Source organism: Micromonospora chaiyaphumensis (genome assembly GCF_900091435.1).
Taxonomy (GTDB): domain Bacteria; phylum Actinomycetota; class Actinomycetes; order Mycobacteriales; family Micromonosporaceae; genus Micromonospora; species Micromonospora chaiyaphumensis.
The window spans coordinates 45,569-60,694 of sequence record NZ_FMCS01000005.1 but is presented as its reverse complement, the minus strand read 5'-3'; the positions used below and the strand labels follow the sequence as shown (position 1 = coordinate 60,694).

Sequence of the window (15,126 nt, the reverse complement as noted above, 5' to 3'; positions counted from 1 at the left end):
ACGCATCGACGGCCGTCCGATCCGGGGATCCCGCCGAAGATCACCGCTGCCGATGATGTGGACAGGAAATTCCTATCGAGGGATCTGCACCTGTCTTATGAAAACACTGATCACAAGGGTCGACGCCGGCAATTTTCTGGCCGACGCGACTCCTGCTCCGGCCTCCGCGGCACAACACCAGATGTGGCAGCTGAGCCGACTCGACCCGGGGACGACCACCTACCTGGTGCCGCTGGCGTACCGGCTGCACGGCCCGCTGGACGTGGCGGCCCTGTCGGCCACCTTCGACGACCTGGTCGCCCGGCACGCCGCCCTGCGTACCACCCTCGCCCCGGCGGGCGACGGCGCGCCCGGCGACGACGCGGGGCACCTGGTCCAGGTGGTCCACGAGGCCCGCCCGGGGCTCCTGCGCGTGCACGACCTGAGCGGGCTGCCCACCTGGCAGCGCGACCAGGAGCTCCAGGCCCGGATGCACGCCGAGGCGCACACCCCCGTGGACCTCGAGCGCGGCCCCGTGGTCCGCGCCCTCCTGCTGCGGTGCGCCCCGGAGGAGCACGTCCTCCTGCTGACCTTCCACCACGTCGCGGTCGACGAGTGGTCGCTCGGGCTCCTGCACGACGAGTGGGAACGGCTCTACGCCGCGCACCGCGCCGGCCGGCCGGCGCACCTCGACCCCGTCGAGGCCGACTGCCGCGACCACGCGGTCCGGCAGCGGGAGTGGCTCGACGGTCCGGAGGCGGCCGCCCAGCTCGACCACTGGCGCACCGAGTTCGCGGACGCGCCGGCCGTGCTGGAGCTGCCCACCCGGGCGCCGCGTCCCACCGTTCCGTCCAGCGCGGGAGCCACCCTGTCGGTGCCGCTCGACGTCGACGCCGAGGCGCTCGCGGCGCTGTGCCACCGGGCGCGGGTCTCCCCGTACATGGTCCTGCTGGCCACGCTGCACGTGCTGCTGGCGCGGTGGACGGGGCAGCGCGACATCGTGGTGGGCACGCCGGTGGCCAACCGGCGGCGGCCCGAGACGCAGCGGCTCGTCGGGCTGCTGCTGAACACCGTCGCCGTCCGGGCCCGCCTGGACGACGACCCGTCGTTCGAGACGCTGCTCGGGCGGGTGCGCACCGCCGCGCTGGAGGGCCTGAGCCGGGAGGAGCTTCCCTTCGGGACGGTGCTGGAGGCGCTGCGCCCACCCCGCCGGCCCGGCTACACCCCGCTGTTCCAGGTGATGTTCGTCTACGGCCGCGAGGCCACGCCCCCGCGCCTGGACGACCTCCAGGTCACCCCGGTCGAGGTGCCGATCGACACCGCCAAGTTCGACCTCACGGTCGCGGTCCGCGAGAACGCCGACGGCCTGCGCACGGCGCTGGAATACCGCACCGACCTGTTCGACGCCGACGCCATGGCCCGCCTCGCCGGGCACTTCCGGACGCTGCTGCGCTCGCTGCTGGCCGACCCGGGCGCGCCGGTCGGCGCGGCCGCGATGCTCACCCCCGACGAACACCGGCAGCTCGTGGGCGAGTGGAACCGCACGGCCACGCCCGCCGAGCCCGACGACCTGGTCCACCTGCTGATCGAGCGACAGGCGCGGGAGACCCCGGCCGCCGTGGCGGTGACCGACGGCTCCGCCGCGCTGAGCTACCAGGAGCTGCACACCCGGGCCGAGGCGCTGGCGGAGACGCTGCGCGGGCGGGGCGTCGGCATCGGCAGCCTGGTGGGGGTGCTGCTGCCCCGCGCGGTCCCGTTCGCCGTGGCGGTCCTCGCCGTGCTGCGGACCGGCGCCGCCTACGTACCCATGGATCCGGCCAACCCGCCGGCCCGGCTGCGGTACCTGATCGCGGACGCCGCCGCGCCGGTCGTGCTGACCTGCGCCGAGCTGGCGCACCTGGTGCCCGACGGCACGGCGCTTCTGGTGCCGGGTCCCGACACGCCGGTCCCAGCCGTCGAACCGGCCCGGAACGGCGGGCCGCGGCGGCGCGCCCGCCGCCGGCCGCAGCCGTCGGCGGACGACCTGGCGTACGTCATCCACACCTCCGGCTCCACCGGCCGCCCCAAGGGTGTCATGGTCACCCACCGCGGCGTGTGCAACTACGTGCGCTGGGCCGCCCAGGCCTACCGGCTGCGGCCCGGTGACGTCGTCCCGCTGCACTCGTCGATCGGGTTCGACCTGACCGTGACGAGCCTGCTGGTTCCGCTGGTCAGCGGGGCGACCGTGCGGATGATCGGCGAGCACCTCGGCCCCGAGGCACTGGGCGAGGCGCTGCGCGAGCAGCGGACCCCGTTCGGGCTCGTCAAGATCACCCCGGCGCAGCTCGACCTGGTCCGCCACCAGCTCCGCCCCGCCGAGCTGGCCGGCCGCACCCGGTGTTTCGTGATCGGCGGCGAGAACCTGCGCGCCGACCAGGTGGCGCCGTGGCGGGCCCACGCGCCCGGCACCGCGCTGGTCAACGAGTACGGGCCGACGGAGACCGTGGTGGGCTGCGCCGCGTACGAGGTCGATCCCGCCTCGCCCGAGGACGGCTCCGTCCCCGTCGGACGGCCGATCGCCAACACCCGGCTGTACGTGCTCGACGCGTGGCGGAACCCGGTCCCGGCGGGCGTGGTCGGCGAGCTGTACGTCGGCGGGGCCGGCGTGGCGCGCGGCTACCTGAACCAGCCGCGGTTGACGGCCGAGCGGTTCGTCCCGGACCCGTTCTCGGCGGTGCCCGGCGCCCGGCTCTACCGCACCGGCGACCTGGTCCGCCTGCGTCCGGACGGGCACCTCGAATACCTCGGCCGCACCGACCGCCAGGTCAAGCTGCGCGGCTACCGCGTGGAGTGCGGCGAGATCGAGGCGGCCGTCCGCCGCTGCCGGCCGGAGCTGGACGTGACGGTGCAGCTGCGCCGGGACGATCCGGACGACCCGCAGCTCGTCGCGTACCTCGCGGGCGGGACCGGGACCGACGTCGCGGACCTGCGCGCGGCGCTCGCCGCCGACCTGCCGTCCTATCTGGTGCCCGCCGCGTTCGTCCGGCTCGACGCGCTGCCGCTGACCGGCAACGGCAAGGTGGACACCGCAGCGCTGCCCGCTCCCGGACGCGCGGCGGACGTGCCCCGGCAGCGGTCCGCACCCGAGCCCCGGCCGGTCGCCCCCGCACCGCCGGCACCCGCGCCCGACGGGTGGGACGCGGCCCGGGTCCGCCTGGAGCGGCTGGTCATGGACGTGTGGCGCGACGTGCTCGGCGTCGACCGGGTCGGGGTGCGGGACACCTTCTTCGACCTCGGCGGCCACTCGATGCGGCTGCTCGCCGTCCTCGAACGGCTGCGCGACCGGCTCGGCGACGTCGTCACGGTCACCGACCTGTTCCGGCACCCCACGGTCGAGTCCCTGGCCACGTTCCTGACCACCGCCACCACCGGGGCGCCCGCGCCGGCCGCAGCGCCGGCCCCGGCCGCCCGCGTCGGCGCCCACGAGGACACCGGCCGGCCGGGCGGCCTCATCGCCGTCGTCGGCATGGCCTGCCGCTTCCCCGGCGCGCGCACCGTCGACGAGTACTGGCACAACATCCGCACCGGCGTCGAGTCGGTCCGGGAGTTCAGCGTCGAGGAGATGCTCGCCGCCGGGGCGGACCCCGACCGGCTGGGCGACCCGGCGTACGTCCGGGCCGGCACCTGGCTGCCGGGCATCGACGAGTTCGACGCGGCCTTCTTCGGGATCACGCCCCGGGAGGCGCAGACCCTCGACCCGCAGCACCGGCTGCTGCTGGAGTGCGCCTGGCACGCGCTGGAGCACGCCGGCCACGACCCGTCCCGCCGTCCCGGCCGGGTCGGCCTCTTCGCCGGATCGGGACGCAGCAGCTACCTGCTCGACCACCTGAGCGGCCACCCCGAGCTGGCCGGCACCATCGGCGAGCACCAGCTCTCGATCAGCAACGACAAGGACTTCCTGCTCAGCCGGGTCGCCTACAAGCTCGACCTCACCGGCCCGGCGGTCACCGTCGCCACGGCCTGCTCGACGTCGCTGGTGGCTGTGCACCTCGGCCGGCAGAGCCTGCTGACCGGCGAGTCCGACCTGGTCCTGGCCGGCGGTGTCAGCATCTTCCCGGCCCAGCGCCGCGGCTACCTCTACCACGACGGCGGGATCTACTCCCCCGACGGGCACTGCCGCCCGTTCAGCGCGGACGCGCGCGGCAGCATCGAGTCCAGCGGGGTCGGCATCGTCGCGCTGAAGCGGCTGGAGGACGCGGTCGCCGACGGCGACACGGTCTACGCGGTGATCCGCGGTTCCGCGATCAACAACGACGGGGCGCGCCGCACCGGCTACACGGCGCCCGGCGTCGCGGGCCAGGTCGAGGTGGTCAGCAGCGCGCTGGCCACGGCCGGCGTGGACCCCCGCTCGGTGAGCTACGTCGAGGCACACGGGACGGGCACCAGCCTCGGCGACCCCATCGAGGTGGCCGCGCTGACCGAGGCGTTCCGGCGCGGCACGGACGACCGCGGCTTCTGCGCCCTCGGCTCGGTCAAGGCCAACATCGGGCACACCGACGCCGCCGCCGGGGTGGCCGGTCTCATCAAGACGGTCATGGCCCTGTGGAGCCGTACGCTGCCGCCGGCGATCAACGTGAGCGAGCCCAACCCGGCGATCGACTTCGCGGGCAGCCCGTTCTACCTCACCGACAGCGCCCGTCCGTGGACCGTCGACGGCCCGCGCCGGGCCGGGGTCAGCTCGTTCGGCATGGGCGGCACCAACGCGCACGTGGTGCTGGAGGAGCCGCCGGCCACACCGGCGCCGCCGGTCGAGCCGGTCGCGGGGCCGCACCTGCTGGTCGTGTCGGCGCGTACCGGTGAGGCGCTGGACCGGCAGGCCCACCGGCTCCGCGACTGGCTCGCCGGGCGGCCCGAGGTGGAGCTCGCCGACGTCGCGGCCAACCTGGGCCGCCGCCAGTCCATGCCCCACCGGCGGTTCCTCGTCGCGGCGGACCGCGCCGACGCGCTGGCCGCCCTCGACACGCCGCAGCGGCAGTTCACCGGCGTGCACCCCGGCGGCCGGCGGCCGCTCGTGTTCGCCTTCCCCGGGCACGGCGCCCAGCACGTGGCGATGGGCGCCGGCCTCTACCGCGACGAGCCGACCTACCGGGCCGTGGTGGACGAGTGCGCCGACCTGGTCCGCGACGACCTGGGGCTGGACCTGCGCACGGTGCTCTGCCCGGCACCGGACGGCCACACCGGGGCCGAGCGGCTGCTCGCGCAGCCCCGGCTCGTGCAGCCCGCGCTCTTCGTCACCGGGTACGCGCTCGCCCGGTCGCTGCTCGCCCGGGGCGTGACCCCGGACCTCATGGTGGGGCACAGCCTCGGCGAGTACGTGGCGGCCTGCCTGGCCGGCGTCTTCTCGCTGGAGGACGCGCTGCGCCTGGTCTGCGCCCGGGGCGCGCTGGTCGAGCGGACGCCGGCCGGGGCGATGCTCGCCGTGAGCCGGCCCGAGGCCGCGGTGGCCGTCCTGCTGGACGACCGGATCGCGCTGGCCGCCGTCAACGCCCCGGAGCTGTGCGTGGTCTCCGGTGACCCGGAGGCGGTCGGGGCGCTGCGGGAGCGGCTCATCGCCGACGGGGTCGACTGCCGGCCCCTGCGGGTCGCCCGCGGCTACCACTCGGCCCTGCTCGACCCGGTGCTCGACGAGTTCGCGGAGCACGCCCGCCGGGTCACCTACCACGAGCCGGAGCGCCCCTACCTGAGCAACCTCACCGGCGGCCCGGTCACCCCGGGGCAGGTCACCGACCCGGCGTACTGGGTGCGGCACATGCGCGAGCCGGTGCGGTTCGCCGAGTCGGCCGCGCTCCTCGCCGAGCAGGACGTGGTCCTCGCGGAGCTGGGCCCCGGGCACGCCCTCGGGGGCCTGGCCCGGCTGGCCGGCCTGCGACCGGGCCAGGCCGTGGCGGCCATGCGGCACCCGCGCGGCGACGCCGACGACCTCACCACGCTGCTCGACGCGGTCGGCCGGCTGTGGCTGGCCGGCGCGCCGGTCGACTGGGCCCGGTTCCACGGCGGCGGGCGCCGCCGGCTGGCCCTGCCCGGCTACCCGTTCGAACGGCGGCGGTACTGGGTGGACGCGGCCCCGCGCTCCGGCGCGGCGACCCTCCCGGGGCCCGAAGCACCGGACGCGCCGGCCGCCCCCGAGCCCGTCGACGCCGGCAACCGGCCGGCCCTGAGCACCGCCTACGTCGCCCCCGGCACGCCGGCGCAGGAACGCGTGGCGGAGATCTGGGCCGAACTGCTCGGCATCCGGCCGATCGGGGCACACGACAACTTCTTCGAGCTGGGCGGGCACTCCCTGCTCGCCACCCAGGTCGTGGTGCGGCTGCGGGCCCGGCTCGGCGTGGCGCTGCCGCTGGAGACGGTCTTCGCCCAGCCGACCGTCGCCGGGATCGCGGCGGCGCTGCCGGCGACCGTCGGCGCGCCCGCCGCGCCCGCCGTGGCCGAGCCGGCCCCCGCCGCGCCCGTGGAACCGGCCATCCCCCGCGCCGATCCCGGCGCCGGTCCGGCGCCGCTCTCCTCCGGCCAGCACCGCCTGTGGTTCCTCGACCAGGCGTACGCGCAGAACGCGTACACGGTAAGCACCGCGCTGCTGCTGGACGGGGACCTCGACGTCGGCGCGCTGCGCGGGGCCCTCGCCGAGCTGGTCCGGCGGCACGAGTCGCTGCGTACCGTGTTCCCGCCCGGCCCCGACGGCGACCCGGTCCAGGAGGTCCGGCCGGCCGGACCGGTCGACCTGCCGGTGCTGACCGCCCCCGACGACGCGGACGACGCGCCGGCCCCGCGGAGCATCGTGGAGCCGGCGGTCGCCGACGCGCTGCCCGGCTGGGTGCACGCGGCGCTGGCCGCCGACGTCCGGCGCCCCTTCGACCTGGCCGCCGGGCCGCTGTTCCGGGCCGTGCTGCTCCGCGTCGCCGACGACCGGCACGTGCTCTCGCTGACCATGCACCACAACGTCTCCGACGGGTGGTCGCTCGGTATCATCGCCGGCGAACTCGCGACCCTCTACGACGCCGCCCGGGAGGGCCGCCCCGCGCCGCTGCCCGACCTGGCCGTGCAGTACGGCGACTACGCGCGCTGGCAGCGCGGCCGGCTGGCCGACCCGGACAACGACGACCTGCGCTGGTGGCGCGGGCAGCTCGACGGGGTGGCGAGCGTGCTGGAGGTGCCCACCGACCGGCCCCGCCCACCCGTGCAGACCTTCGACGGCGCGGTCAGCACCCGGCTCCTGCCGGCGGGGGCCGCCGACGGGCTGCGCCGGTTCAGCCAGGCCCGGGGCGCCACCCTGGCCATGACCGTGCTGGCCGCGCTGAAGGCCCTGCTCTGGCGCTACACCGGGCAGCGCGACATCTGCGTCGGCACGCCGGTCGCCGGGCGGGTCCGCGCCGAGCTCGAACCGATGGTCGGCTTCTTCGTCAACATGCTGCCGCTGCGCACCGTGCTCGACGGCGACTGGACCTTCGCCGAACTGCTCGGCGAGGTGCGGCGCACGGCGCTGGGGGCGTACGACCACCAGGAGGTGCCGTTCGAGCGGCTCGTGGACCTCGTCGACGCGCCCCGCGACCTCAGCCGGAACCCGCTGTTCCAGGTGATGTTCAACCTGCTCAACGTGCCCGAGCAGCGGGAGCTGGGCACGACCGGGCTGCGGATGGTCCCGTTCGCCGTCGAGCCGGGCATCGCGCAGCAGGACCTGGCCCTCTACGCGTACGAGGTGGACGAGGGGCTGCGGTTCCGGCTGGAGTACAACACCGCGCTGTACGACGCCGGGACCGCCGAGCGGATGATGGGGCACCTGGAGACGCTGCTGGCCGCGGCCGTCGCCGACCCCGACGTCCGGCTCGCGGACCTGGCCGTGCTCACCCCCGCCGAGCGGGACCGGTTCGCCGGGTGGAACGACACCGCCACCGAGCCGGGCTGGCCGGTGCCGGGCCGGCCCACCCTGGTGGACCTGATCGCCCACCAGGTCGCGACGCGGCCCGACCGCCCCGCCGTGGCCTTCGGTGCGACCACGCTCAGCTACGCCGAGCTGAACGCCCGTGCCAACCGGCTCGCGCACCGGCTCCGCCGGGCGGGCGTCGGGCCGGACGTCACGGTGGCGGTCTGCCTGCACCGCTCGGAGGAACTGCCGGTCACCCTGCTCGGCGTGCTCAAGGCCGGCGGCGCGTACGTGCCGGTGGACCCCGACTACCCGGTCGAGCGGCAGCGGTACGTGCTGGCGCACAGCGACGCCCGGGTGCTGGTCACCGAGGCGGGCCTGGCGGACCGGTTCACCGGTTTCGCGGGCGAGGTGGTGTGCGGAGGCGCGGCGCTGGACGCCGAGCCGGCGACCGACCCCGAGGTGGCGGCCGGTCCGGACGACCTCGCGTACGTCATCTACACGTCCGGCTCGACGGGCCGCCCCAAGGGGGTTCGGGTGAGCCACGGCGCCGTGGTGAACACCCTGGCGACCATGCGCGAGCGGCCCGGCCTGACCGGCGACGGCACCATGCTCGCGATGGCGAGCTTCGCCTTCGACATGTCGGTGCCGGAGCTGTTCCTGCCCCTGGTGGTCGGCGCCCGGATGCTGCTGGTGGGCCGCGACGTCGCCTACGACGCGCCCCGGCTGGCCGGCCTGCTGCGCACCGAGGGGGTCACCCTGGCCCAGGGCACCCCGGCGACCTGGCGGCTGCTCATCGAGTCCGGCTGGGCCGGGACGCCCGGCCTGACCGCGGTGTGCGGCGGCGAGGCGGTGTCGGCGCCGCTGGCCCGGCAACTGGCCGAACGGGTGGACGCGCTGTGGAACCTCTACGGCCCGACCGAGGCGGCCGTCTGGTCCACCATGGAGCGGATCGAGCCGGGCTTCACGCGGCTCACCATCGGCCGCCCGATCGGCAACATGCGCGTGCACGTGCTCGACGCGCGGCTCGCCCCCACCCCGGTGGGCGTGCTGGGTGAGCTGTACCTGGGCGGCGCCGGGCTGGCCCGCGACTACCACGGCGACGCGGCGCTGACCGCCCAGCGTTTCGTGCCGGACCCGGACGGCGGCGGACGGCTCTACCGCACGGGCGACCTCGGCCGGCGGCTGGCCGACGGCCGCATCGAGTTCGTCGGCCGCACCGACTCGCAGGTCAAGGTGCGCGGGTTCCGCATCGAACTGGGCGAGATCGAGGCGGTGCTGCGCCGCCACGAGTCGGTCCGCGACGCCGCCGTGGTGGTCCGCGAGGACGGCGACGAGAAGTCCATCGTGGCGTACCTGACCCTGACCGGCCCCGGCGGCGACGCCGGCCCGGAGCCGCCGGAGGTCACCGCGGACTTCGATGTCGACGCAGCGCCGTGGCGGGCCTTCGCCCGCACCTACCTGCCGGACTACATGGTGCCGTCGGCGTTCGTGGTGCTCGACCGGATGCCGCTCAACGCCAACCGCAAGGTCGACCGGTCGGCCCTGCCCGCGCCCCGCCGCGGTGGGGCCGCCGTCGGCGCCGCCCCGCCGGACACCCCGCTGCGCAGGGCCCTGGCCGAACGGTGGGCGGCGGTCCTCGGGTACGGCAGCGTCGGCATCGACGACGACTTCTTCGACCTCGGCGGCGACTCGTTCAAGGCGATCAAGGCCCTGGCCGGCAGCGACCCGGCGATCAGTGTCCTCGACCTGTTCCGCCACCCGACGATCCGGGGCCTGACCGAGCACCTGGCGGCGACCGGGGGCTCCGTCGGGCGCCTGCTGCACGAGCTGACCCCGGCTCGGCCGGGCACGCCGACGACGCTCACCCTGGTCTGCGTACCGTTCGGTGGCGGCAGCGCCGTCACGTTCCAGCCCCTGGCCGACGCGTTGCCGGCGGGTGTCTCGCTCCACGCCCTGGAGCGCCCCGGCCACGACGTGAACCGACCGGACGAGCCCCTGCTCGGCCTGGACGAGCTGGTCGACGGCTGCGTGGCCGAGGTGGTCGAGAACATCACCGGCCCGGTGGCGGTGTACGGGCACTGTGTGGGCGGCGCCGAGGCGGTCGAGCTGGCCCGCCGGCTGGAGGTGGCCGGCGTCGAGGTGACCGGCGTGGTCATCGGGGCCCACTTCCCCGCCCCGCGGCTGCCCGGCCGGGTGTTCGGCTGGCTGCGGCGGTGGTTCCCGGTGGAGCGCTGGACGTCGAAGCGGCGCACCCTGGAGTCGCTGCGCGCCATGGGCTTCTTCACCGAGGTCTTCGACGAGAACGAGAAGGACTTCGTGATGCGCGTGGTCCTGGCCGACTCGGCGAAGGGCGAGGACTACTACACCGACGCCTACGCCGGGGGCCTGCCCCGGAAGCTGTCGGCGCCGCTGGTCAGCGTCGTGGGTAGCGGCGACCGTGCCACGGAGTTGTACCAGGAGCGGTACCTGGAGTGGGAGTTCTTCGCCGACCGGGTGTCGCTGGAGGTCATCGAAGGCGCCGGCCACTACTTCGCCAAGCACCAGCCGGCCGAACTGGCGGACATCATCCTGGCGCACTGCGCCGCGCCGCCCGTGACGCCGGAGGCCGCGCCCGGGCCCGAACCCGCGCCCGCGCCACCGCGCGAGCAGCCGGCGGCCCCGCGCCGCGCCATGCCGAGCCTGGCGGTGTTCTACCTCATCGCGATCGGTCAGCTCGTCTCGCTCATCGGCAGCGGGCTCACCGGTTTCGGCATGAGCCTGTGGGTCTACCAGCGCACCGGGTCGGTGTCGCTGTTCGCCACGGCCACCGTGCTGGCGCTGCTGCCCGCCGTGGTCCTGTCCCCCGTCGCCGGCGCGCTCGCCGACCGGTGGGACCGCAGACGCATCATGATCCTCGCGGACTGCCTGGCCGCCACCGGCACGGTGAGCCTCGCGCTGCTGCTCTGGCTCGGTCAGCTCCAGCTCTGGCAGGTGTTCACGGCGATCACCGTCACGGCGGTGGCCACCGCGTTCCAGCAACCCGCCTACCTGGCGGCCGTCACGCAACTGGTGCCGAAGCGGTACTACGGGCGGGCCAACGGCATCGTCTCGCTCGGCACGGCCACCAGCACCGTGCTGGCGCCACTGGTCGGTGGCGCGCTGGTGATCGCCGTCGGGCTGCGCGGGATCGTCGTCATCGACCTGCTCACCTTCGCCGTGGCGGTGCTCGTCACCCTGTCGGTCCGCTTCCCGGACACCCTGTTCGTCAAGCGGGAGGAGCCGTTCCGGCGGGAGGTCCTCGGCGGCTGGCGGTTCATCGTCCGCCGGCACGGCCTGGTCGCCCTCGTGGTGCTGGTCGCGTCGCTGAACTACTTCTTCGCCATGGTCGAGGTCCTGGTCACCCCGCTGACGCTGTCCTTCGGCGACCCGGCGGTGCTCGGCCGGGTGCTCGCCGCCAGCGGCGTGGGCATGGTGGTCGGCTCGGTGCTCATGGGCGTGTGGGGCGGCACGGCCCGGCGTACCACCGGGATCCTGGCCGGCGTCGTGCTGCTGGGCGTCTCGCTGCTCACCGTCGGCCTGCGTCCCAGCCCGCTGTTCCCGGCGCTCGGCCTGTTCGGCATGGGCCTGGCCACGGCGCTCGTGAACACCCACTGGCTCGCCATCGTGCAGGCCAAGGTGGGGCTCGAACTCCAGGGCCGGGTGCTGTCCATGGGGCAGATGCTGTCCTGGCTCATGGTGCCGGCCGGCTTCCTCAGCGCCGGCCCGCTCGCCGAGCACGTCTTCGCCCCGCTGGCCGCTCCCGGCGGCGTGCTGGCCGGCGTCGTCGGCACCGGCCCCGGACGCGGCATGGCCCTCGCGGCGATCGTGGCCGGGCTGTGCGCGCTGGCCCTGGCCGCCGCGGGCATCGCCTACCGGCCGATCCGGAACGTGGAGGACGAACTGCCCGACAACGACCCCGGCACGATCATCCTGGCCGACAAGGACCGGCTCCAGGAGGAGGCCGATCGGCGGCTCGCGCTGCTGCGCAGCGAAGGGGCCCGCCGGTGAGCGCCCCCACCCGGCCCGCCGGCCCGACCCGCCGGAGCACCGGCCGCCGCGCGACCGGCGGTCCGGCCACCGTGGACTGCCTGCACCGGATGGTGGCCGCGCAGGCCGCCCGCACCCCGGAGGCCGAGGCGGTCCGGCACGGCGACCACGCACTGTCCTACCAGGAGCTGGACGAGGCGGCGAACCGCCTGGCCCGGGTGCTGCTGCGGCGCGGGGTGACCCGGGAGGACCGGGTGGGCGTCTGCCTGCCGCGGACCCCCGAGCTGGTGGTCGCCCTGCTCGCCGTGCTCAAGGCCGGCGCCGCCTACGTGCCGCTGGACCCGGCGTACCCGCCGGCCCGGGTGGCGTTCATGACCGCCGACTCCGGCGTGCGGCTGGTGCTGACCCGCACCGACCTCGCCGGCCGGTTCCCCGAGACGGCCGTCCCCGTCGACCGGCTCGACCCGGTCGAGGACCCGACCGACCCGACGGCGCCCGTCACACCGGCGGACCTGGCGTACGTCATCTACACCTCGGGATCCACCGGACGGCCCAAGGGTGTGGCCATCGAGCACCGCTCGGCCTCAGTGCTCATGCACTGGGTCCGGCAGACCTTCGACGACGCCGAACTGGGCGGCCTGCTCGCCGCCACCTCGGTCTGCTTCGACCTGTCGGTGTTCGAGATCTTCGGCCCGCTCTGCTGGGGCGGCCGGGTGCTGCTGGTCGACGACGTGCTGGCGCTCGCGGCCCCCGGCGCCGAGCGGCTGCCGGTCACGCTGGTCAACACCGTGCCCTCGGCCATGGGCGAACTGCTCACCGCGGAGGCCCTGCCGGCGAGCGTGCGCACCGTCTGCCTGGCCGGCGAGCCGCTGACCGCCGCACTGGCCGCCCGCGTCTGGTCCCGCCCGCACGTCCGCCGGCTCTGCAACCTCTACGGCCCGTCGGAGGACACCACCTACTCGACCTGGGCCGAGGTGCCGCCGGACGCCGATCGGCCGGCCGCTGCCGCGGACCCGCGCCTACGTCCTCGACCCGGCCGGCCAGCCGGTCCCGCCCGGCGAGCCGGGCGAGCTGCACCTGGCCGGGGCGGGCCTGGCCCGGGGCTATCTCGACCGGCCGGAGGAGACCGACGCCCGGTTCCTGCCGGACCCGTTCCGGCCCGGCGAGCGGATGTACCGCACCGGAGACCGGGTCCGGCTGCGGCCGGACGGGCAGCTCGCGTACCTGGGCCGGCTCGACGACCAGGTGAAGCTGCGGGGCTACCGGATCGAGCTGGGCGAGGTGGCGGCCCGCCTCGCCGCCCTGCCCGGCGTACGCGAGGCGACCGCCGCCGTGCGGCCCGGACCGAGCGGAGACCCGCTGCTGGTCGGCTACCTGGTGGGCGAGCGGCGCGACGACGTCCGCGCCCGGCTGGCCGAGGCGCTGCCCGCCCCGCTGGTCCCCGCGGCCGTGGTGTGGCTGGACCGGCTGCCCACCCTGCCCAACGGCAAGGTGGACCGCTCGGCCCTGCCCGCACCGGCCCTCGGCGACGGCACATCCGCCGCGCTCGACGGCACGGCCGGCACGGTGGCCACGGTCTGGCGGGAGCTGCTCGGGGTGCCGGTGACCGGCGCCGACAGCGACTTCCTCGCCCTCGGCGGGGACTCCCTGCTCGCGGTCCGCTGCGCCACCCGGCTGGCCGCCGCCACCGGCCGGCCGGTCCGGCCGGGCGACCTCTTCGCCCACCCGACCGTCGCCGCGCTGGCCGCCCACCTCGACGGGCTGGCCGAGGGCGCGGAGCCGGTCGCCGAGCCGGCCGGCCCCGCGCCGGCCGGTCCCGCCCCGCTCTCCGCCGCGCAGACCCGGCTCTGGTTCCTCCACCGGCTCGACCCGGCCGACACCTCCTACCTGCTGGCCTTCGCGGTCCGGTTCGCCACGCCGCTGGACCCGGACCGGCTGGCCCGGGCGCTGCGCCGGGTGGTGGACCGGCACCCGGCGCTGCGCACGGTCTTCCCGTCCGGCCCGGACGGGCCGGTGCAGCACGTCCGCCCCGCCGCCGGCACCGCGCCGGTCCTCGCGCCCGCCGATCCGGGCGCGCCGCTCGACGCGCGGCTGCGCCGGCTCGCCGCCGGGGCCACCCGGGCGCCCATGGACCTGGCCGCCGGCCCGCTGCTCCGCGCCCACCTCGTGCCGGACGGCACCGGCCGGGCGCTGGCGCTGCTGCTGGTCGTGCACCACATCGTCTGCGACGACTGGTCGTTCGGCGTGCTCGTGCGGGACCTCGCCGAGGCGTACGACCGCGCGGGCGACCCGGCGGCGGCGCCCGACCGGCCGGCGGTCGGCCCGGCGGCGTTCGCCGTTGCCCAGCGCGACTGGCTGGCCGGGCCGGCCGGTCGGCGGGCGGTCGCCGAGGTGCTGGACGAGGTGCGCGGCGCCCCCGACCTGCTCGACCCCCCCACCACCCCACCGCGGCAGGGTTGGACCGCTCCGGCCGCCGCGCCGACGCGGAACACGCCGCCCGCCGGCCGACCCGGCGACGGCTCGCCACCCGGCGCCGCGCCACGGACCACCCTGGACGCACAGGACGGCCCGCCGCCCGGTGCCGCGCTGCGGACCACCCTGGACGCCGCCACCGCCGGAGCGGCCCGCGACCTGGCCCGGGCCGGGCGCGCCAGCCTGCACATGGTCGGGCTGGCCGCGTTCGCCACCCTGCTCGGCGCCGCCACCGGCCGGCGCGACCTGCTCGTCGGTGTCGCCTTCGCGGGACGGACCAGCCTCGCTGCCGAGCAGAGCGTCGGCTGCCACGTCAACACCCTGCCGCTGCGGCTGCGGCCGGCCCCCGGGCGCAGCTTCGCCGACCTCCTCGCCGAGGCCCGCCGGGTCACCCTGTTCGCCGCCGCCCACCAGGACGTGCCCTTCGACCTGCTGGTGGAGCGGCTGCGGCCCACCCGCCGGCCCCGGCGCAACCCCCTCGTCCAGGTGGCCTTCGGGGTGCAGAACGCCCCGCCGGCCCGGCACCGGGGCGCGGCCGGAATCGAGTTCACCGGTGTGGAACTCACCCCGGACACCGCCCGGCTCGACCTGACCCTCTGGCTCGACGAGCGGCGGGACGGGCTCGAGGCGCTCTGGACCTACCGCACCGACCTGTTCGACCACGACGGCGTGGTCGCGTGGCACCGCCGCTTCGGCGCGGTGCTGGGTACCGCCGCCGCCGACCCCCGGCGCAGTCTCGCCGACTGCGCCGACACCGCTGGAGAGTGAGA

2 protein-coding genes and 1 pseudogene are annotated in these 15,126 nt (G+C 76.2%); all 3 read left to right on the top strand.

Annotated elements, in window-relative coordinates:
- Positions 1 to 52: 52 nt before the first annotated feature.
- Positions 53 to 11,905 carry a hybrid non-ribosomal peptide synthetase/type I polyketide synthase gene (locus GA0070214_RS14915; protein WP_091263217.1) on the top strand — a complete coding sequence of 3,951 codons (11,853 nt, stop codon included), beginning with the start codon at positions 53 to 55 and terminating at the stop codon, positions 11,903 to 11,905.
- Positions 11,906 to 11,994: 89 nt separating this feature from the next.
- Positions 11,995 to 12,934 (top strand): annotated as a pseudogene (locus GA0070214_RS33030) (AMP-binding protein); the annotation flags it as partial.
- Positions 12,935 to 13,054: 120 nt separating this feature from the next.
- Positions 13,055 to 15,124, top strand: coding sequence for a condensation domain-containing protein (locus GA0070214_RS32115; RefSeq protein WP_208602782.1), 2,070 nt, complete (start codon positions 13,055 to 13,057; stop codon positions 15,122 to 15,124).
- Positions 15,125 to 15,126 lie beyond the last annotated feature (2 nt).